Origin of the sequence: Marivita lacus, from assembly GCF_014637725.1 — a bacterium.
In the GTDB taxonomy this organism is placed as follows: Bacteria; Pseudomonadota; Alphaproteobacteria; order Rhodobacterales; family Rhodobacteraceae; genus Marivita; species Marivita lacus.
The window spans coordinates 53895-74927 of the sequence record NZ_BMFC01000012.1 but is presented as its reverse complement, the minus strand read 5'-3'; the positions used below and the strand labels follow the sequence as shown (position 1 = coordinate 74927).

16 protein-coding genes are annotated in these 21033 nt (G+C 56.5%); 7 read left to right on the top strand and 9 right to left on the bottom strand.

All coding sequences use genetic code 11. From position 1 onward, the window contains the following. Positions 1 to 439 precede the first annotated feature (439 nt). Positions 440 to 1729 (top strand): tyrosine-type recombinase/integrase, encoded by a 1290-nt coding sequence (locus IEV82_RS18325; protein WP_188483519.1) that lies wholly within the window; start codon positions 440 to 442, stop codon positions 1727 to 1729. Here the strand turns inward: IEV82_RS18325 and IEV82_RS18320 are convergent. The 9 genes from IEV82_RS18320 to IEV82_RS18280 all read right to left on the bottom strand — a co-directional run bounded on the left by IEV82_RS18320 (position 1713) and on the right by IEV82_RS18280 (position 12808). Beyond that, positions 1713 to 2396, bottom strand: coding sequence for a recombinase family protein (locus tag IEV82_RS18320; RefSeq protein WP_188483518.1), 684 nt, complete (start codon positions 2394 to 2396; stop codon positions 1713 to 1715). The two genes, IEV82_RS18325 and IEV82_RS18320, sit on opposite strands and share 17 nt — an antisense overlap. Positions 2397 to 2838: 442 nt before the next feature. Further along, positions 2839 to 3600 carry a ParB/RepB/Spo0J family partition protein gene (locus IEV82_RS18315; protein WP_188483517.1) on the bottom strand — a complete coding sequence of 254 codons (762 nt, stop codon included), beginning with the start codon at positions 3598 to 3600 and terminating at the stop codon, positions 2839 to 2841. A 221-nt stretch (positions 3601 to 3821) separates the two neighbouring features. Beyond that, entirely contained in the window at positions 3822 to 4343 is a 522-nt protein-coding gene (locus IEV82_RS18310; RefSeq protein ID WP_188483516.1) for a MarR family transcriptional regulator, read from the bottom strand. 107 nt (positions 4344 to 4450) lie between these two features. Beyond that, positions 4451 to 6772 carry an EcoAI/FtnUII family type I restriction enzme subunit R gene (gene hsdR, locus IEV82_RS18305; RefSeq protein ID WP_188483515.1) on the bottom strand — a complete coding sequence of 774 codons (2322 nt, stop codon included), beginning with the start codon at positions 6770 to 6772 and terminating at the stop codon, positions 4451 to 4453. A gap of 256 nt (positions 6773 to 7028) precedes the next feature. Then, positions 7029 to 8360, bottom strand: coding sequence for a restriction endonuclease subunit S (locus IEV82_RS18300; protein WP_188483514.1), 1332 nt, complete (start codon positions 8358 to 8360; stop codon positions 7029 to 7031). After that, the gene (locus IEV82_RS18295) at positions 8357 to 9835 is read right to left on the bottom strand and encodes a class I SAM-dependent DNA methyltransferase (protein WP_229747916.1); all 1479 of its coding nucleotides are present in this window, start codon (positions 9833 to 9835) and stop codon (positions 8357 to 8359) included. Before IEV82_RS18295 ends, IEV82_RS18300 begins: the two co-directional genes overlap by 4 nt. A gap of 281 nt (positions 9836 to 10116) precedes the next feature. Continuing rightward, the gene (locus IEV82_RS18290; protein ID WP_188483512.1) at positions 10117 to 10653 is read right to left on the bottom strand and encodes a hypothetical protein; all 537 of its coding nucleotides are present in this window, start codon (positions 10651 to 10653) and stop codon (positions 10117 to 10119) included. Then, the gene (locus tag IEV82_RS18285; protein ID WP_229747915.1) at positions 10650 to 12305 is read right to left on the bottom strand and encodes an anti-phage dCTP deaminase; all 1656 of its coding nucleotides are present in this window, start codon (positions 12303 to 12305) and stop codon (positions 10650 to 10652) included. Before IEV82_RS18285 ends, IEV82_RS18290 begins: the two co-directional genes overlap by 4 nt. A gap of 104 nt (positions 12306 to 12409) precedes the next feature. Next, complete coding sequence (locus tag IEV82_RS18280; RefSeq protein ID WP_188483511.1) at positions 12410 to 12808, bottom strand: hypothetical protein; 399 nt, start codon at positions 12806 to 12808, stop codon at positions 12410 to 12412. Between the two features lie 94 nt (positions 12809 to 12902). Between IEV82_RS18280 and IEV82_RS18275 the strand changes: the two genes are divergently transcribed. The 6 genes from IEV82_RS18275 (at position 12903) to IEV82_RS18250 (ending at position 20916) form a co-directional block, all read left to right on the top strand. Next, positions 12903 to 14477, top strand: a complete 1575-nt coding sequence (locus IEV82_RS18275) for a recombinase family protein (protein ID WP_268236136.1) — start codon at positions 12903 to 12905, stop codon at positions 14475 to 14477. Further along, on the top strand, positions 14477 to 15388 hold the full coding sequence (locus IEV82_RS18270; protein ID WP_188483510.1) for a plasmid partitioning protein RepB C-terminal domain-containing protein: 912 nt from the start codon (positions 14477 to 14479) through the stop codon (positions 15386 to 15388). Before IEV82_RS18275 ends, IEV82_RS18270 begins: the two co-directional genes overlap by 1 nt. Beyond that, positions 15385 to 16302 (top strand): plasmid partitioning protein RepB C-terminal domain-containing protein, encoded by a 918-nt coding sequence (locus IEV82_RS18265; RefSeq protein WP_188483509.1) that lies wholly within the window; start codon positions 15385 to 15387, stop codon positions 16300 to 16302. The genes IEV82_RS18270 and IEV82_RS18265 overlap by 4 nt, the downstream gene beginning before the upstream one ends. A gap of 591 nt (positions 16303 to 16893) precedes the next feature. Then, positions 16894 to 17217, top strand: coding sequence for a hypothetical protein (locus tag IEV82_RS18260; RefSeq protein ID WP_188483508.1), 324 nt, complete (start codon positions 16894 to 16896; stop codon positions 17215 to 17217). Positions 17218 to 17344: 127 nt separating this feature from the next. Then, on the top strand, positions 17345 to 19600 hold the full coding sequence (locus IEV82_RS18255) for an McrB family protein (RefSeq protein WP_188483507.1): 2256 nt from the start codon (positions 17345 to 17347) through the stop codon (positions 19598 to 19600). Then, positions 19597 to 20916 carry an McrC family protein gene (locus tag IEV82_RS18250; RefSeq protein ID WP_188483506.1) on the top strand — a complete coding sequence of 440 codons (1320 nt, stop codon included), beginning with the start codon at positions 19597 to 19599 and terminating at the stop codon, positions 20914 to 20916. Before IEV82_RS18255 ends, IEV82_RS18250 begins: the two co-directional genes overlap by 4 nt. Positions 20917 to 21033 lie beyond the last annotated feature (117 nt).

Here is a 21033-nt window from a genome sequence, read left to right as displayed (position 1 = left end):
GTTGTAATGTAACGCCTCACCTGTGCCCGCGTTCCAAAAGATCGTCCAACATGCCATGTTATCCAAAAGCACTGCCGACATTGATGGTCCGTTGCGGCATTGGCGACGGCAGGGATGCCCTCTCCCGACGACATCGCGGAACACTCCATCGGCGTACGTGGGCAAGACAACCAGTGAAGCCGAAGATTAAATAGCCCTTACAGAGTATGGAGGCTGGTGCTCATGAGAAGGAAAGGCCTGGCGGACCGACACAAAATCAAATGGCGGTCAAATTGAGAGACGAAACAGGTTACGCCCTAAAATCTTGAAAGATAATCATTGTTTTCAAAAAATTGGCGGAGGCTCAGGGATGATCCGCTTACGCTCAGTAACGCCTTGAAACTCTTGGTTTTCAATGTGATGGACCCCCAAACGTGTGTGGGAAACGTGTGTGGGAGCCATGGCAAAATACCTTACCAAACGACGTCGCAAGTGGTACGCGACCCTCGACATTCCATCAAAGCTGCAAGCCGATTATGGCGGCAAGAAACGGCTATTCAAGTCGCTTGGCACCGACAGCCAGAGCGAAGCAGAGCGACTGTGTTTGCCTCTTGTCGCGTTATGGAAAGCAGAGTTTGAAGCGATCAGAAGCGGTAACGACACGGCCATCCGAGACCTTCGTTCCTCTGCTTTGGAATGGCGAGTTTTGCTCGATGACGCAGACGACACGCAGAAAGAGGCGCTGGAACTTGCCCTGACCAATGCGGCAGAAGCAATCGAAGCAAAACAACCAAAGGCTGGTGTGGCTCTCGCCCGTTTGGCGACACGGCAATGGACTGAAACGCAGGAGTACATCGCAGACTGGCTTGCAACCAATGACCTCGAAGCCAAGAGCATCGACATGAAACGATCTGATGTCTTGCGGTTTTCCGAGAGGTTTTGTCTGACCAAGGACGTCAACCGTAGAAATGTGCAGCAATGGGTACACAAATTGCTCCACGACGATGGCCTGAAACCAGCAACAGTTCGGCGCATCATCTCAAGTTGCAGGGGCTACTGGCGCTACCTGCAAAGAGTTGGCCACGTCGCCGATGAGAGCGATCCGTTCGCCGAGGCTGTCCCCAGAGCGCCCAAGAAATCGAAGGCGGAAATTGCCACACGTCGTAAACCGTTCACAGCCAGCGAGGTCGTGAAACTCCTTGAGACATCCTTGGCGAAAAACGACCTGCCACTGGCACAGCTTATCTGGCTGGGGATGTGGACTGGCTGCCGGATCGAGGAACTTTGCAGCATCAAACTTACAGACATTGACGGTGATCGCCTCACAGTGACCAACGCAAAAACTGAAGCAGGTTTGAGGGAAGTTCCGCTGCATCCTCATCTCGTTGCCACACTGGCCGAGTTAAGCGCATCGAGTGCCGACGGTTTCATCTTGTCGGGCTTGACGCGAAACAAGTACGGCGACAGGTCAAACGCTGTGGGCAAGCGCTTTGGAAGATTGAAACGTGATCTGGGCTTCGGGCCAGACTATGTCTTCCACTCGATCCGCAAGACGGTCACCACGCAGTTTGACGCGGCTGGCATCCCGGAAAGCATCAGCGCACGGGTACTTGGGCATGATATTCCGACAATGACATACGGACTGTATTCAGGCGGAGCACCGTTTCAATCCAAGCTGGAAGCAGTGACGAAGCTGGACTATCCGCTAGATGCCCCGGCCTTTAGCAGACGGCTCACAAGCTCTCTGTAGCAGCATCTTGGCGCTCCAAGCGGTCCAGTGTCCGTTGGACTTGAGAGGCTTGCCACAGGCCCCCTCTGGCTGTCTTGATGCCCACTGTGTTGAGTTCATCGGCGATCTGACGAAGCGTCTTCCCGGCGTCACGCAGAGGGACAATGATACCGGCCACTTTCTTGGCGCGGGCATCGGCGTTTGCCGCCACGGCCTCGTTTCTTTTCATGGTTGCGTCCCGCATCCCGCCGAGCTTCGTGCCACGCTTCTTGGCCTCCGCCAATGCTGCCTTGGTTCTCTTGCTGATGAAATCCCGCTCCTGCTCTGCAAGGGCGGCGTAAATATGGAGCTGGAACTTGTCGGCATATGGCATCTGAGCGACCCGCATAGACAACTTCGGGTCCTCCATCAAACCTGCGATGAAGGAAACACGACGGGACAACCGATCCAGCTTTGCGACCAGTAAGTCAGCACCAGTCCTCTTGGCCAGTTCGATGGCCTTCGCCAGTTCTGGTCGATCATCATCCTTGCCGCTCAGAACGTCAGTGAACTCCCCAACAATCTCAAAGGGGACATCCGAGTAGGTCTCAAGGAAGATTTGAATGTCCCGCTCTTGGGCATCCAAGCCAAGACCGCTACGTCCCTGCTCTGCCGTGCTGACCCGCTTGTAGGTTACGTACCTCTTCATGACTGCCTCCGCTTGCTGTTAAGTCGGCACATATGACAGGCCGTTGCAAACGTCAACGTAGGTTGTGACTGTTACAAACGAAAATGATGCAGGCTTGAACGCCCATTGCCCGGCGCACGGGTATTTAGGACGGCGATGTGAAACTCGGCTCTCTCGGGATAAAGATTGCTCCTATCTCGGCTGTCCTATGCGCTCTTCTGGCTTGTGTTGGCTTGCGGATAGACTGGAGGCTGCACAGACACGACAACAAGATGAATTGCTTCTCAGAACCGGGACCCGCGTATGGTGGCGCTCTGATCTGACCTGCAACGCATCGACCTCCCCCCACCCCCTCGCATATCGACAGGGGGGAAGACCGAAAGCGCTCATATTAAGTAGACCGCTGAGATTTTTGCCCCCAAAATATCGGGGTCTGCTTCCTGCGAAGGCAAATCCAGTAATCTCAGAACGGATCAACGAAATCATCGTCCGACTTCTGCCAGCCCAAGTAGTCTAAGGCATCCGCGAAAGCATCAGGACCAGCGCACCGTTCGACCAACTCCATTGCGGCATCCGGCCATCGTCGAAACAGCTCCGTCAGATTGGCACCGAAGGCTTCATCTGCTTTTGCGATGGCAGCTTCTCGCCAAGCATCACGGTCCTCGTCTGTCCATTCGTCTTTTTCGCGCCCTTGTGCCAAGCGGAGAGCATCTCGCCAGTTGTCAGGCAAGAGCTGGTCGGTTTCCTCAAGAAGTTTCATCGTCTTACGCTGGTTAGCGACAGTGCGCTCAGAAACGCCGCAGATTTTCGCCACTTCTCGCTTGGACCTTTCACCCTCGACATTGAGCTTCCATGCCCAATTGGCCTTTTCCTCGTATCGCAACGACAGACGGTTCTTGCGGTTGTCCGCAAGTGGTATTTCGAGGGCCACGTGATAGCTACAATGGAAGACGTCCACCTCCAGTTTGCTGTCAGGTCGCTCCCGTTGAAGCGCCTCCAACCTGTGATGACCATCCGCGACAATCAGCTCCTTGGATTGTGGGTCCTCCCAGACACTGAGGCGGTCGAAGTCTTCGCCACGCTTCAGGACATCGCAGAGGTGAGCAACATGGTTCTCCTGAACACCGTTCTGGCGTGGCTGGAACCTGCTTTCATCCGTGGTCAAGTTGGACATTACTACACGCCGCTTGATCGGGCGCGGCAGGCCCGTTTTTGTCTTTATCATTCAGTCAGTTCCGGTCAGTTTGTATCGAAATGGCAAGGCAACAAGCCTGTGCAGATGCACGGCCCAAGGGTTGCACAGCCGAACGAGACCAAGGTTCCCCTCAAGCGCCCTGCTCAGTATGGCATTGGCGGAGTTCTCTTGATGGTCCATGGCCGCACTCCCGGACCCGTCGGTTTCCACCGATACGAATATCAGGAGCGCGTCACTGGTTTCGCCCTTGGTTAACCCTTGGATTGAGTGCCTTGATTGAACAGCCTCACCGGAACACTCTTTGCAATGGTGGCACCCATTCCCGATGGGCGCTGGCATCGACCTATTGGGCATCCAACAGGTCGCGAAGGGAAGTATATCGCCAAGTAATCCAAGACACGGTTCAGTAGTTCACGCCCCCTTTCCGTAAGGGCGTAGCGCAACGTATCTGCCCTGTAAGCGCTGCAATCGCCTCGTGCCTTTTTGCTTTGGGCGGCATCCGGATAACTGTAGATCAACTGTTGTCCATCCCAAGGCTGACGATCAATCGGTTTGGCATCGCCATCTCCTAAGACACGGGTGACGCGGGATACTGTTGACTGATTGACGTCCAGTCTTTCTCGCAGGTAGCGCGAAGTGCATCCTTCTTCTTTTGCTATTTCAAGGAACACAAGCAGCTCCAGCCCTGATGCTCTGGTTCTATAGAGACCGAACATGTGGAACATCTTGAGAATGGCGTCGATTTCACTGGGCATGTCCATGTGGTATGTCATGTTTGATTTTCCTTGATGAGTTCATGTGAACACAGAAGCTTCTCTGTGCCATGGTGGAACCCAATCGGCGAAAATCGTATTTCATCACATTATTTCAAAACCTTAATCTACGATCTGTAGAGGTCTCGCTGCATGTCCAGAAATGCCCTGCGGACACCCTCAATGCCACCCAAAGCGGCCTTCCCTTCGCCGACGCTCCCGTAGCGGGCTGTCAGGTAGTGCGTCAGCTTGCCAGAAGCCAGTTCGTCTTCGCCACCCTCTTCGTACGCGCTCAAGATGCCCAACAGCAGCGGGCGCAAGTCGTCTGTCACGTCGCCCAACGCTTCGCTGCGGACGACCTCGGCTCGGACATGGCGGGTCTTCGGATCGTGCGTGTAGAGGACGTAGGCCAGCACATCGAAAAGGTCGCTGTCGGGCGCGTCCACCAGTTGCCGGATGTCGTTCAGCTTATCGCGGTCATATCCACGGTCTGCGATCTGAGACAGGAAGCGTTCGCGGTTGTCGGGGTCGCTCCACGTTTTCCGCAGTTGGTCTTCGTCAGCAACAAGATCGGACAGATCACCGAAGAGGCGTTCAAGAAACTCAGCAGACGACACCACCTTTCCGTCGATCCAGTAGGTCGTGGACGCGATGTATCTGATCTTTCGCGCTTTCCCATCCGCCAGCTTGATCACCAGCTTCGGCTTGGGGTCTTCTCCCTCGCCTTCATCATCTGGCAAGTCAGGCGGCTCAGGTGGGTCTGTGGGCGTCTCAGATGGCCGCTGATGCGGTTCGACCGGGTCCTCTGGTTCGCCATCCCATTCGGGGTCCTTGAAGTTCTCGTGGGCTTTCACGAAGTCCCATATGGTGAAGAAATCCTTGCCCTCGTAGACCCGCGTTCCCCGGCCAATGATCTGCTTGAACTCGATCATCGACTTGATTGGGCGCATCAGCACGATGTTGCGGACATTGCGGGCATCGACCCCGGTGGACAGCTTGTGGGAAGTCGTCAGGATCGTTGGGATGGTCTTATCGTTGTCTTGAAAGTCGCGCAGATGCTGATCCCCGATGGCCCCGTCATTCGCGGTGACGCGGTGACAATAGTTGGGGTTAGGGTTTGCCTTCACCTCATTGATCAGGTCTCGCACCAAGGCGGCGTGGTCTTGGGTTGCGCAGAAAACCAGCGTCTTTTGCCGTTGGTTGATCTGTTCCATAAACTCGATGACGCGGCTGCGCTCACGGTCTGGAATGACGATCCTTGTGTTGAAGTCATCCTCGGAAAAGCTGTCGCCGATCTGCGCTTCGCCCTGAACCACCTTGTCGTCAGGATCGTAAACGTATTCGTCAATCGTGCTGGCCATCTGCCGCACCTTGAACGGGGTCAGGAAGCCATCCTCGATCCCGTCCCTGAGCGCGTAGACATAGGCTGGCTCTCCGAAATACGCGTAGGTATCGGCGTTGTGCTTGCGCTTTGGCGTTGCAGTAAGACCAAGTTGCACGGCTGGCTCGAAATACTCCAGCAGCCTGCGCCACTCGCTTTCATCCTTGGCCCCGCCCCGGTGACATTCGTCGATCACGATGAAGTCGAAGAAGTCGCGTGGGTACTCCTTGTAGGTCGGCTCCCCATCCCCGGTCATGAAGGTTTGGAAAATGGTGAAGAACACACTGGCGTTCCTGGGGGGCTTGCCGTGGTTCTTGCGGATTGTGCCGGGGTCGATCCGGGTCACCGCGTCAGACGGGAAAGCAGAGAAGCTGTTGTAAGCCTGATCGGCGAGGATGTTGCGGTCGGCAAGAAACAGGATGCGCGGACGTCGCACCGGCTCACCCTCAAGGCTCCACTTGGCATGGAAGAGCTTCCACGCGATCTGAAACGCGATAGACGTCTTGCCCGTCCCCGTGGCGAGGGTAAGCAGGATGCGGCGGTCACCCTTGGCGATGGCCTCAAGCGCCGCGTTGATGGCGTTGTGTTGGTAATAGCGCAGCTCCCATTTGCCGCCGTCGGTTTCGAACGGGACGGCTCCGAACCGCAGACGCCATGCGTTCTGATCCCCGAAGGTCCGGTCCCACAGCTCATCCGGTGTCGGAAAGGGCAGGCTCAGGTCGCCCTCTGCTCCCGTCTGCATGTCGATCTGGTGCCAGTCGATCCCGTTGGAGGCATAGGCGAACCGTGCTTCAAGTCGCTGGGCATAGTCCTTGGCCTGCCCAATGCCGTCACGGTGGCTGATCCCGGCCCGTTTCGCCTCAAGCACTGCCAGCTTTTGGCCCCGGTACTGCAGGACGTAGTCACAGGTCAGGCCTTTGCCTCGTGTCCCGCCGGATTGGATACGACCCGGACAGATCAGCTCTTCACGTAGCCGCGATCCTTCGACAACACCCCAGCCTGAGGCCTGCAACACGGGCAGGATACGGTTTGTCCGTGTTTCAGCTTCGGTTTCGTCATGAATACTCATATCAACCCGTCAACGTCCAACCCTGCTGCACCACCTTGGCACTGTGGACATTTCCGATGGTGAAAGTCAGAGCCGTTTGCCCCATAACGATAACCGCATAGAACACCATCTTCCAAGCGACGTGCGCAGACCAGAACCCAGACATATTGCATGTGGTCTGTGCCGTGTCGGTCGGTACGGGTAATCAGGACCTGATCGTTACGGCTAATGTCGCCAAGTTGGCGTTTTGATGTTCCCATTGGCGGGGTTTCCTAAGTCATGTCAATTCGCCTGCGAAGGCTTTCTGCAAAAGGGATTGGCGTAGGTCGTCGAGGTATTGGATTTTGGTTTCATAGGCGGATTGGAGGCGGCGGCGACCGTCGGTCTGGGCCTCAATGATTTCCACCATCTCAGCTTGTTCCTGTAACGGCGGCACCGGAATCGGGAACTGCCGAATATCGCCGATGTTCAGATGGGGCGCTGCTGCCCCGCCAGTAAAGTGCCTTACTTCACCAAGAACCAACGCTGAATTGAGAACCGCGCAAAAGAACTCTGGAAGCATCAAATTTTGTCTCAACCTAAACTGCATCATACGCTGTCCGAGGCAGGCTTTCAGACCCTCAGGGTGTATGCAAGCGATACCCAGTATCCCGCCTTCGCGGCTGTACAGCACGTCGCCGGGCTTCGGTTCCAATCGGGAAATTCTCTGAGCGTACGTTTCTGGTGAAACATATCGTGTCTCTGTCAGATCAAGTTCACCGACACGGAAATTCGTTGTGCGCAAACATACCTCGCCACTGGTGGCCCACTTCGGTGTCGCATGGAGGCAATCAACGATGTGGGTGCACAACTGTTCGGGTGAGGCCCAAATCCAGCCATCAGGCAACTTGGGTTCTCCTTTTGACGCTATAAATCTAGGTCCTCGAAATTTCCTGTCGTTCGTCCTTTTTCTTTGTTCATCCTTGAGGTCACGAACACCGTCGTCCTGAACATCATGGGGCATCCGATGACGGTCGCCCAAAACTGTCGAGTTCACAGCGCTCTCAAACAACTCCCGCGCGTTTTGGAGGTTGGCTTCGGCATGGGCGCGGGCGCGGGCCAATCCCTCGAAGACCTCGTCCAGAACCGCAACAATCCGCTGTTGTTCTTCGAGTGGTGGCAGAGGGATTTCCACCCCTTTGACCAAGTCAATATTCAAGTTTCGTACCGTCGATCCTGCTGCGAGACGATCAAACTGGTCAAAAACAGTTCGTGACCCAAGTACATAGTACAGGAAGTTTTGGTCGACCCGTGCGTAATCCGGTTCCAAGACTAGCCACCCGTCGTGAATACAGCCGCTTGTCCTAAGGATGTAGGGGCGTCCGAAACTCATGGAGTTCGACAAGAGGAATGACCCTTCCTCTACGAACCTCGACCGTGCAATGCCTTCGGGCTTGATCTTTTCGGCAGTGCTGTCGATGTAACGGCCTCCCTTCTGCGTGTCTCCGATCTTGATCCAGTTGATCCCGTCTGGGTCGTCTGTGATGAAGTTCTTGATCGGGCGTGGAGAGCCGCCACGTGCGATTGAGCATAGGTCACGAAGCGCAACACTCGGCCAATCGGTGCTCACAGCATACCCCGGATATTCTCAAGAATGTCTGCAGTGTCGGCATCCCGCGCCAGCATATCGGCAATGATCTCCTCTGGGCTGCGCAGCACGTCGGCCTCTGGCGTGTTCGGGTTCTTAACCGACAGGTCAAAGGTCAACTCATCCAAATCGGCGCGGTTCACTGTCCAGCTCTTCAAGCCTGTTTTTTGGCCCCGCTGCAGTTCCACGAACTCTGCCAGATCAGCGTCGTTCAGCGGGTTGGTTTTTCCCATGCTGCGCCCCGGATCGAGCTGGTAGAACCAAACGTCCCGCGTTGGCGACCCCTTCTCGAAAAACAGCACCACAGTCTTGACCCCGGCCCCCTGAAACGTGCCTTGGGGACAGTCAAGGATCGTGTGCAGGTTCGCCGCCTCCAGCAGTTCCTTGCGCAAGGCAACAGAGGCGTTGTCCGTGTTGCTCAGGAAGGTGTTTTTGATCACTACCGCCGCACGACCCCCGGCCCGCAGTTTGCGGATGAAGTGCTGCAGGAAGAGATAAGCCGTTTCCCCGGTGCGGATCGGGAAGTTCTGCTGCACCTCGCGCCGTTCGCCACCACCGAAGGGCGGATTGGCAAGGATGATGTCGTGGCGGTCCTTCTCCTGTATGTCCATCACGTTCTCGTTGAGCGAGTTGGTGTGGACAATGTTCGGCGCTTCGATCCCGTGCAGGACCATGTTCATGATCCCGATGATGTAGGCTAGGCTCTTTTTCTCCTGCCCGTAGAACGTCTTGCGCTGCAACGTCTCCCATTCCGTCGCGGTCAGATCAGGGGTGCGCATGTACTCGAAGGCCTCACACAGGAAGCCTGCAGACCCGACGGCACCGTCATAGACGGTCTCGCCGATCTGTGGATCGAGGACCTTGATCATCGCCCGGATCAGTGGCCGTGGCGTGTAGTATTCGCCCCCGTTGCGGCCTGCGTTGCCCATCCGTTTGATGCGCGTCTCGTACAGCTCTGACAGTTCGTGCCGCTGCGCTTGGGTGTTGAAGCTCAGGCCGTCCAGCACCTCCAGCACGTCCCGCAGAATGTAGCCCGACCGGAACTTGTTGCGCAGTTCAGTGAAGACCTCCCCGATCTTGTATTCGATGGTCTGTGGCCCCGTGGCGGTTTCCCGGAAGGACCCAAGGAAGGGGAACAGCTCCTGATCCACGAAAGCGATCAGATCGTCGCCGATCCTTGCCGCGTTGTGATCGAACTGCCCATCCTTCTTTGGTGCGGCCCACTGATCCCAGCGATACTCGTCCTTAATGATCGGCTCGTAATCCCCGCCCTCCAGTTCAGCCCTGTCCTGCCGTTCCGCCTCCAGCTCGTGCAGGTACTTCAGGAAGAGGACCCACGAAATCTGTTCAACGTAATCCAGTTCGTTGGCGATCCCTTCCTCGGCCCGGAGGTTCCGCTCGATCTGGTTGAAGGCCGTTTCGTACATCGTTGCCCTGCCCTTTTGCTTTTTCCGCATCATGACCACCAACAGCACAGATCGGCAACAGGGAAGCCGCTGAAACTGTCGATCAAGTCGGTAGCGCTGGGTGTGTGTGGAAAACGTGTGTGGGAAACGTGTGTGGAAGGAAAAATATCCGCCTCACATTTTCATTTAAAAACAATATCTTATGGGTTTTTTGAAATCTTGGCGGAGGGGATGACACATTCAACGAACTCTCTCTCGTGCCAGTGTCGGACACTATGTTGGTCTTTCGAATTTCTGCGAAAATCGTCACGGCTTCTTCTTGAAAAATCACCCTAGTGAGCGGTCAATATCTCCCAGGGCTCGCCTCCCCGAGTTGAGAAAACGCGATTAAGATAAGCAGCGAGAAACCCAGCATGTTCATCTTTAGGAACGAATAGCATAACCGGCGAATGCTTTCTTTCTACTGTCTCATGCTCAAGTCTCTGCGAGATGACTCGATTCCCTACAATGAAATCCTTTCTTTGCAGCGCATGCCAAGGAAGTGGATCACGCACGTAAAGAGTGTTTGCGGCGCGGAAGTAACTGAGGACTTGTTCGCGACTGGTTCCAGGCAAATCGAAACGAATTACATGACGCAAATCAAGCGCGACTCTCGGCTTTTTTGACAGAATCAATTCACAGAGCCGCTTTCCGTGTAGGCCATCCATAGACACAATTTCGATTCGACGACCGTCAAAGCGATCATCATCCTCGAACGAAAAACTGAGTTGTTCGTTCGACGCAACACGCGAGCGCGCCCCGGATACTTCCGTAGGCACTGAAAGTTCGTAGCTTTCCTTGGTTACGAGTCTGAGCATCGGATGTGTCATGACTTCTTCGTTAGTGCTGCTTCGAGGTCGGGGTACCCAACGGTGAACGGTGACCACTCATCGCCCCATTCTGGCGCTTCCATCTCAAAATTTCCAGTGACCTTGTCCTTCAAACGCCACGTTTTCTCGAATGCCCTTGTGTACATGCGCGGAGAGACGCCCACGAAAGGCCTGAACAGAACTTTTCCTGGGTTCCTTGGCTCGGGCGCGGCAACAGGACGCGGTGGCTCATTAATCCCCTTCCTCTGCTCTGCCATCGACTTGCGTTCTGGTGGCATCCACTCAAACGGGTTGGTCTCGATGGCATCACTATGCAGCTCAATTGCGAGGCTTTTGGGGTAAGGTTCAATGTACTGAACCTCATACACACCTGCACCGACGATGTGTCTGGCGCAGTAGTGACACGGGAAGGTAGTAACGAACAGCCGCGTTCCAACCGTCGAGACGCCCTCCCGACCCGCAGACAGCAATGCATCCATTTCAGCGTGCACAGCGCGGCTAAACTCGATGAGACCTCCAAGGCGGGTCTTCCTAATTCTCGCAGCGAGGTCAAGTTTGTCCCCTACCGTAGCCAGTTCAGGCAACGCAACGATCAGTTCATCAATGATTTTATTCTGTTGCCTGTTGCTGCTACAGAACTTGGTCTCGCGAAAAGCGCATCGATGATCTTCATGATCATGCGGGAGGCCAAATCCTTCGCCATACACGCCACCCCCTGCAGCCGGCACTTCGTTGACGCCGGTGGCAACGACTGTCCCGTCGCTGTCAACCAGAGCAGCACCCACCTGCCGAGACAAGCAGGCGCTCCTAACTCTTGCAGAATGGGCATGATGCATTGCCGTTTCTTCCATAGTCGGGCGAATGACCTGGTCGTGCGCAACGATATTCACCAAGCGACCTAATGGCTCATCAAGGGCGAATTTATTTCCTTCTGGGTCATCTTCCGAGTTATCAACAAAATAATCGGCCTCGAAAAACGCCTCCGCAACGTGCTGTCCTCTTTTGTTACCAGCATCGTCGGAATCGCGCTGCATAAAGCGCAGGACCTGATCTTTTACTTCTTGATCATGATGACGTGGTTTTCGGAAATACTTTTCGAGTATTCGTTTCTCTCTCCTGCCTTCCTCACAAACAACGCCTACCAGCGCGAATGCACTGCCGTAGGTACGACGGAGTAAACTAACTTCAGCCGGGTGCCTAATCGAATCAATCAGATAGGCACGTCGCTCATTATTTGGCCTAACTGGCTCGCCCTGCACATATGCAACATCGGTAGCTTCAGCTCGCCGCCTAGCAATTTCGCGCAATACCTCACGTGCAACTTCGGCCGCATCTCGTTTGCGCATCTTGTCCCCAGCATCCTGGTATGCCTCAACGAGTTCGAGTGTCTTCTCTGTTGAAGACGGCAGTGGACTATCGTTATCCTCATGCCATTGGCTGATTAGAGTACTGGCTTTAATCCACTCTGTTTTATACCCGGACTCTTCGCAAGCGCGCTTGAGCGACTCAATCACTCTAGACCCGCCTGCGCCCACAGGACCAACAACAGCGAAGAACATTTCGCTTGATCTGTTTTGCGAAATTACTTCCTTGGAATCTTTAATTCCTAAAATTTTGGCCTTACCAGATATCTTTTCGACAACTTTTGACAAAATATTCCCCGAATGATCGATTTCCGCGCCCGCGTGAGCTGCCCGACGATCACCCCGATCGTCGGGCCAGTCAATCGGTTATCGTTCTAGCGGCAGGCCCTACGTCAGGTATCGGAACCTGTCTGGTCGTGTCGATTTAGCTCCCGCACCGCCATCAGAAGCTCCGCAATAGCGTCCTCGGCAGCCGCGAGCTTGATAGCCACCATCAGATCCTCGCGCCCTGCCATGGCCAAGAAGGTACCCAGCACCTCGTCAGAATGCCGCGACAGCGCGATCAGGTGCGCCCCACTCGGACCGTAGGTGCCCGAGAACCAGTTCTTCACCGTCTTTTCGTTGGCACCCGTCCAGGCCGCCACGGTTTTGACACCCGCCCGACTGTCGCCGAGCGACCGCTTTAACGCCGATGCGATTTCGTCGACAAAGCATCCATTCGTCTGATGATCGTCTTTCCCATTATATCCGTTTTCTTTTGGAAAGAACTTGCCCTTTTTCGGAAACGACATTCCACACTCCTTCGCTTTACATGGATGCGAAGACTTCAACCGTTGATTCCGGCGGGAGCGATGGATTTGCCTGGAATTGTGAGGAGATAGGCAATTGACCGGTCGATCAGCGACCCATTCGAACAGGAACGACGAGCCACCGGAAACAGATGTGCCGGCTGTCGCCTATGTGCGGATGTCGACCGATCACCAGAAGTACTCGACCGAGAACCAGCTGGACGTCATTCGACATTACGCCAACGCCCGGGGTCTGCAGATCCTGCGGGTGTTCGAGGACTCCGGTCGGTCCGGGTTGCGGTTGGACGGCCGCGAAGCGCTGCTGAACCTGATGGCCGAGGTCCGAACAGGCCAAGCGGATTTCAAGGCCATTCTGGTCTATGACGTCAGCCGCTGGGGCCGTTTTCAGGATGCCGATGAAGGGGCCTACCACGAGCATGTCTGCTCTCGTGCCGGGATCCGCGTCCACTATTGCGGCGAGCAATTCGAAAACGACGGCAGCATCGGCTCCAACCTGCTGAAAACCGTCAAGCGGGTCATGGCGGGCGAGTACAGCCGCGAGCTTTCCGTGAAGGTGTTCGCGGGGCAATGTCGCCTGGTAGAGCTTGGGTTCCGCCAAGGCGGTGCGGCAGGTTATGGCCTGCGCCGGGTGCTGATCGACGAACACGGCAACCCGAAGGGCGCGTTATCCCGCGGTGAGCAGAAGAGCCTTCAGACCGACCGTGTCGTGCTTGTTCCAGGCCCTGAGCAGGAACAGGACATTGTGCGCCGGATGTATCGGATGTTCGTCGAGGATGGCCATTCGGAGCGCAAGATTGCGGAAACCCTGAATGCCGAAGGGCATCTGACCGATCTTGAGCGGCCATGGTCCCGGGCATCGGTGCACCAGGTCCTGACCAACGAGAAATACATCGGCAACAACGTCTACAACAAGGTGTCCTTCAAGCTGAAACAGCGCCGGGTGGTGAATCCGCGCGAGATGTGGATCCGGGCCGTAGGCGCCTACCCCGCAATTGTGGACGAGGCGCTGTTTCTGCGTGCACGCGAAATCATCGACGCACGCAGCCAGCATTTCACGGACGCCGAACTGCTCGAAGCGCTTCGCACCGTTCTGAAACAGAAAGGCGTGCTGTCCGGATTGATCATCGATGAACAGGACAACGTACCGTCGTCCAGCGCCTTTCGGAGCCGCTTCGGCAGCCTGCTGCGCGCCTACCAGATGATCGGTTACGAGCCGGAGCGCGACTATCGCTACGTCGAGATTAACAGGGTGTTACGGCAGGCCCACCCCGGCATCGTAGCCCAGATACTTGAAGGTATCGGCGAACGCGGCGGCCATGCTTTCCAAGATCCAGACACCGACCTGATCCGCATCAACGACGAGTTCACGGCGTCGGTGGTGTTGGCCCGATGTTTCGAGACGCAGGGCGGCTCCCTGCGATGGCGCATCCGCCTCGATACTGACCTGGTACCCGACATCACGATCGCCGTGCGGATGGACGCGTTGAACAGCGGCCCACGCGATTATTACCTGCTTCCGAGCATCGACATGACCATGAGCAGGCTGAAGTTGGCCGAGCAGAACGGACTGTCGCTGGACGCCTATCGTTTTGACACGCTCGACTATTTTTATGCGCTCGCTGGCCGGGCCCGGATCACGGAGGCCGCCTGATGCATGACGACGATCACGACACTGCACAGAAGCATATCACACTCATCCCCACCGACCGCATTCGCATCCTCAATCCCCGTGTACGCAACCGCCGCAATTTCGAGGAAATGGTCGAAAACATCGCAAAGATCGGTCTGAAGCGACCGATCACCGTGGCGCAACGCGTCGGGACAGACCCTGCGGAATATGATCTCGTATGCGGCCAAGGTCGGCTCGAGGCGTTCATGGAGCTTCAGCAGGATGCCATCCCGGCCATCATCATCGACGCCGATGAGAGCGACTGCCTTGTCATGAGCCTCGTGGAAAACTGTGCACGTCGCCAGCACAACCCCATCGACCTGATGCGCGAAATCGGCAACCTGCGCAAACGCGGCTACAATGATCGCCAGATCGCAAACAAGATCGGCGTCACGCCAGACTATGTCGGCATGATCGCGGGGCTTCTGGAGCGCGGGGAAGAACGGCTGGTCTCGGCCGTAGAAACCGGCCTTCTGCCGCTGAACCTCGCCATCGACATTTCAAAGACAGATGCCGAGGGCGGGCAGCGCGCTCTGATGGATGCCTACACCCAGAAAAAGTTGCGCGGTAAGAAACTCGCCGCGGTGCGCCGTCTTATCCAGCAGCGCGATGCTCAAGGTCCGCACCTTCATCGAAACCGATATGGCAGAAGCGACGGCACCAAGCGTCCCCTGACCAGCGACGCGCTAGTGCGCGCATATCAGCAGGAAGCAAAACGCCAGAAGGTGCTGATCAAGAAGGCCGAGCTGACGCAGGGCCGTTTGATGTTCGTCGTGGAGGCGTTTCGCACGCTGCGCGACGATGACCACTTCCTGACGCTCTTGCGGGCGGAGGGGCTGGACACCCTGCCCACCTATCTCGGGCAGTCACTGGATTCGGGAGCAACAGAATGAGCCGTGGCAAGCGCAAATCCCCGGACGCGGTGGCGCTTGGCTTCGAAAGCGATTGCGTCACTGTGCCGGTTGAGGCCGTCCTGCCGGTGCGCGCGCTCAGCGCATCGGTCAAATCCAGCCGCAAGTATCGCCAGATCACCGCATCCATCAAAGAGGTTGGCCTGGTCGAGCCACCAGTCGTTACGCGATCCACCGGTGAGGACGAGACCTATATGCTGCTGGATGGACATATCCGGATCGAGGTGCTGAAGGATCTCGGCATCGAACGGGTCGAATGTCTGATCTCCACGGACGACGAGGCCTTCACCTACAACAAGCGGATCAGCCGCCTTGCGCCCATCCAAGAGCACAAAATGATCCTCAAGGCCATTGAGCGAGGTGTCTCCGAAGAAAAGATAGCCCTGGCGCTCGACCTCCATCCGCGCAGCATTGTGCGAAAGGCAAAACTCCTCGACGGGATCTGCGGAGAAGCTGTCAGCATCCTGAAGGACAAACAATGCGCGACCGCTGTGTTCGAAATCCTGCGTAAGATGAAAGCCATGCGCCAGATCGAGGCAGCCGAGCTGATGATGAACGCAAACAATTATTCTCCAGCTTACATCTCCGCGATCCTCGCAGGAACGCCCCAAGCACAGCTGGTGGACTCCAAGAAGCCCAAGAAGATGAAGGGCATTACCCCCGAGGCCATGGCCCGCATGGAGCGAGAGCTGGCACGGCTTCAGGAAGGGATCACATCGATTCAAGACTCCTATGGCCAAGACCACCTGCAGCTGACCGTCATCAAGGGCTATCTGGGAAAGCTGCTCGGAAACGCCCGGATCGTCCGGTACCTGATGCAGCATCGACCTGAGTTTCTGGCAGAATTCCAAGTCATCACTGAGATGGCCTCCGCCCCGCCGCCGGAAGCGGACTAGCCAAGGCGGCCAGAACTGATGGGGACCCGGACCCGACAAGCGCGGGGACCGCAGGAGACGCCGCACTGTGGGGCGGATCAAGCGCGGAGGTGGGGATGACGGCGAACCCGTTCGGAGCCCACCAGGTCGGCCGAGGTTTCGCCGACCGCGTAACCGCGCATGTGGTTGCGAAAATTGCAGGCGTGCCGGTAAGTGGTGAGGCTCGGCACGCCTGCATTACGTCCCGATATTGCCCTTGAAGTTTTGCCAGTCTGGCCTTTCGTTTCTCATCTACTGCATGCTTGTGTCCCGACCGATTTGAAGGGAGGAAAATGAATTGCAGCAGGTCTTTAAAGGGGAGAACATCGGTGTGCTGCAGGAGCAAGAGGTCGAGTTGAAATCGAGGTCCATGCGCGCCTTCGAAATTGCCTGAATGAAGGTCACACCATCGGCGAACATGGCCGGTCCATCGCCCGTCATTTCTGTCAATCCGCTTGTTCGCGGAAATGCTAGCTGTTACGCTTATTTCATTGATGTTGATTGATGAAGCTGGATGGGTGGGTTCGACACGCCGACGGCATAACGAGGACTGTCGCGACTTGGGAGGTCAATATGCCCACTGTCGGCTGGATCCGTGAAGATCACCTTGATGCCTTGTATGAAGGCACCGAAAGGACGCCTGATCTCAGTCTGCCCAGTGAATCAAGCTTTTCCTGCCCCTTTTGCGCATCGGTATTTTCAAGTCAGTCCGAATTCCACGACCATGTTTACGCCAAGCACCGCGTCCAACGACCGTTTATCACGCTACGAGGCCGAGAACCGAGCGCCAATGGTGTTGTTCGATCAGCATTAATTCTATCTGATATTGTGATCGCAAAAACGAACCATGCGAAGATTTCTGTTGCCCTCGATGCAAGAGAAGGATTTCACAGATAAATTCCGACGGCCCTGTCAACGCCTGCAAGCAAAGCCGCAACTACTGTGGCTTTGAGCCGCAAAGGCCTCCGGGCCAGACGTCTGGCATCCACCGCGCCCCGTAAAACAACCGAGAAAGCGTGTTTTCGTGTCAAAGTTTAGTCCTAGCCACCATGTCAAACCAATTTACGACGCTGCGGGGCAGTGGCGTGAAAGATCTCTGATCGCCGAACATTCGATCTTTTCTGAAGGCAAGAAACTTTGGACGAACGCGCTTTTGAACGAACTTGACCAGCGCTTCGTCCAGAACCTCGACGCCGGTGAAGGTGATTTTCTCTCTAAACTGAGAGTGCAGCTTTCAGAAGGCTCTTCTAATTGCCGGCAGCTGATGGCCGAGAGCCTGTGGCTGTTGCTTCTCTTTCCTTCAAACGTGGGCGCCGCCAAAAAGCGGGAGAACGTTTTGGAAATCTGGTCCTGGTCGGGGGAAGTTTTGGACGGGATGCATCCTCTTCTAAATGATGCTGTCCTCAAGGGCATCGGTTCCGCTGGAACTGCTTACAACACGCATCGGTGGCGCGAGTTGGTCTTTCTGATCGGTGCCATGCGCGACTTCAAGGCTCGCGATGTCTCCGATCGCGAGCAGATCGCCTCTGATCCCTGGGCATTCTCCGGCTGGCTGAGCGGCCTCCCAGAGGCTCGAAACAGGCAATTGATCCACATCCTTCCACACCTGCTGTTTCCTGACACCTTCGAGCGGATCAGCTCCGAAGGCGATAAGCGCCTGATCCTCGCAGGCTTCAGTGACACGCCGGAGAAGGAAATTCGTAAGTGGAGCACTATCGAGATTGACCGCGCTTTACTGGACCTGCGCCGTCGTCTGGAACAGGAGCACGGCGCGGACATCGATTTCTACCAAGAAGAATTTGAGTCCCAATGGAAGACGCAGACAAAGAACTGGCTCCTCAGCTGGAACCCATCCAGATGGAACTGGGATACACTCGCTGCCGACCGCGCCATGACCATCAGCGGTGAGAAGGCCGACAGCCGCTGGCGCTGCAGCTCGAGCAAGCCGCGCGAGGGTGACCGCGTTTTTCTGATCCGGACCGGCAGTCCTCCGAAGGGCATCGTGGGTGTGGGCAAGGTTACGCGCGCGCCCTACGACGCAGAGCACTGGGAACGGGCCCGCGCCGATGCCGGAGAGATGACGCGCTTCATTGACCTGGCATTCGACTCCGTCCGCGACGCAACAATGGACGAGATTGTCCCCCTAGAAGAACTTCAGAGCCGCGAACCCAGCCAAGAATGGAACCCGCAGTCTTCTGGGATCGAGATCAAGAACAAGGCGGCCAGGACCTTGGAGCGCCTCTGGAAGGCGCTGCCACTGGCTGCAACAGGCACAACTGCGCCACAGGGCGGTAAGGGATCTGGAGAAGCATTGCCGAAGAAAGCCGCACCGCCGCTGAATCTCATTATCTACGGTCCTCCAGGCACCGGGAAGACTTATCGTCTGAAGAACGATTATCTGCCGCGTTACGAGGATGAGGCCGGAGATCGTTTCGAGTTCGTCACGTTCCATCAGAGCTATGCGTACGAGGATTTCGTCGAAGGGATTCGTCCTGTCACGGAAGACGGCACCGTCACATACGAGGTTCGGTCGGGTGTGCTGAAGCGGCTCTGCGAGCGGGCCCGGCGCGCGCCGGATATGCGTTTCGCCCTCTTCATCGACGAGATCAATCGCGGGAATGTCGCCAAAGTCTTCGGCGAGCTCATCACGCTGGTTGAGGTAGACAAGCGTATTCGCACCGATACCACCGGAATCCGATTGGCGAGCTGCAAGGGCTTGGAAGTGACGCTCCCTTACTCCGGTGAGCGTTTTGGAGTGCCGGCGAATGTAGATGTGATCGGCACCATGAACACCGCGGACCGCTCGATCGCCCTGCTCGACAGCGCCTTGCGGCGCCGGTTCCGGTTTGAAGAACTCACGCCGAAACCTGAACTGCTTGAATCGATTGACGATGGCGAGGGCAACACGATCGACCTGCGGCAATTACTGCAGGCTATGAATGCCCGCCTGTCTCGCCTGCTGCATCGCGACCAGACTCTCGGCCACAGCTACTTTTATCATGTGAAATCGTTCGACGAGCTGCGCCGGGTCTTTGCACAGGAAATTTTGCCCTTCCTGCAAGAGGCGTTCTACGATGACTGGCGGCAGATCAGATACATCCTTGCCGACCAAGCGGTGGAGGAGGAACTGCAACTCGTCCGGGCGCGTATGCAAAGCGCCGCTTTGCTCTTTCCTAAAGCGGACCCGACCGAAATCAGTGACGGTGAGGCGTTCGAGATTATTCGAGAAGACGACATCACCCCGAACGCGATCCGCAAGATCTACGAGCCACCTGAATGAGGCGCCTGACCTTCCGCGAGAGGGAGAGCATCAGCATTGGCTCGACCGGTGAAATCAGCGAACTGGAGGCGGAAGGCATCGCAAAACTTGCCGGGCGTCTGCCCCCCGGTACCCTCGCATGGGGTCACCGCGCGCTGAAGTTTGGGCCGTTCTGTGGGGTCTTGCAGACCGGGCAGTTGGCGATCGAGATACTTCCCAAGATCGACCATGGCAGCGATAGCAGCGAGGAAATGCGGGGACTTCTGGTGGCCATGCTTGCGCGTGCAGGTGAACTTGGATCAAAGCGGGTGGGCGACGCTGGTCTCGGGCACCAGCACAGTCACCTCCTAGACGTTTTCATCGAGGATTTCTGCAACCAGGTGAAATCCGCGCTACGAGGCGGGGCCATCGCTCGATACTCCGAGAGGACGGAGAACCTAAACGCCATCCGCGGACGGCTCAAGCTAACCGACCATCTGCGCGCGAACGCATTCGACCGTTCTCACCTGCTATGCCGTTTCGACGAACGCAGCATCGACAACCCCTATAATCAAGCGCTCAAGGGAGTCATCCGGCTTCTGCTTGGGTTCGCGCTGAGTCCAAGCACCCGAGCGATGGTGGCGGCATTCCTCCATCGCTTCGACGAGGTAAGGGACCGAAGGATCACGATCCGCGAAGTTGACGCGCTCCACCTTGACCGCACAATCCGGAACTGGGAGCCAGTGTTCGTACGAGCCCGGTGGCTTCTGGCAGGTCTCTTTCCTGATGTCCGCACCGGCAACGCAGCTGGCTCGGCGCTGCTATTTAACATGGAAAAGCTCTTCGAGATGGTGCTCGGACTGCGCATCCGGCATGCGTGTCAGGCGAGCGCGGGTAATCGCATTTCTGTCGGACTACAAAGTCCGATGAAAAACCTCGCCACATCGGGTTTCCAGCTTCGACCCGACATCACCATTCAGAACGGCAACGAGAGCGTCGCCATCATTGATGCGAAATGGAAGCGTCTTGATGTGAGCATGTCGAACTCAGGCGTTTCGAGCGGCGACGCTTATCAGATGAACGCGTATGCCAGCCGCTACCGATGCAATCGTCTGGCGCTCGTCTACCCGGCCTCGGTGGACTGCCCGCCAGGAAAGATCACGGAGTTCGTGCTCAGAACGGAAGAGCAGCCGGTTTTGGAGGTCGTCGCCGTGGATGTTCGCGAGCTCGCTTTCGGCAGCGGGATTCCTGCGGGCCTTGCAGGGATGATCCCGAGTGAACGGTACGGGAAGCAGACGTCGTTGCACGCAGCAAGGCGCCCCTCCGGATGCACCCATGACTTGCCTCCTGCAATTTAGCCGATGCTGTGGTTGCGATATTTGCAGGCGTTCCGGGGACGGTGCAGCTCGGCACGCCTACTTGACTTCCCGTTGGTTCTTACGAAAACGAGTCCAGCCCAACAAACTCCAGAAATC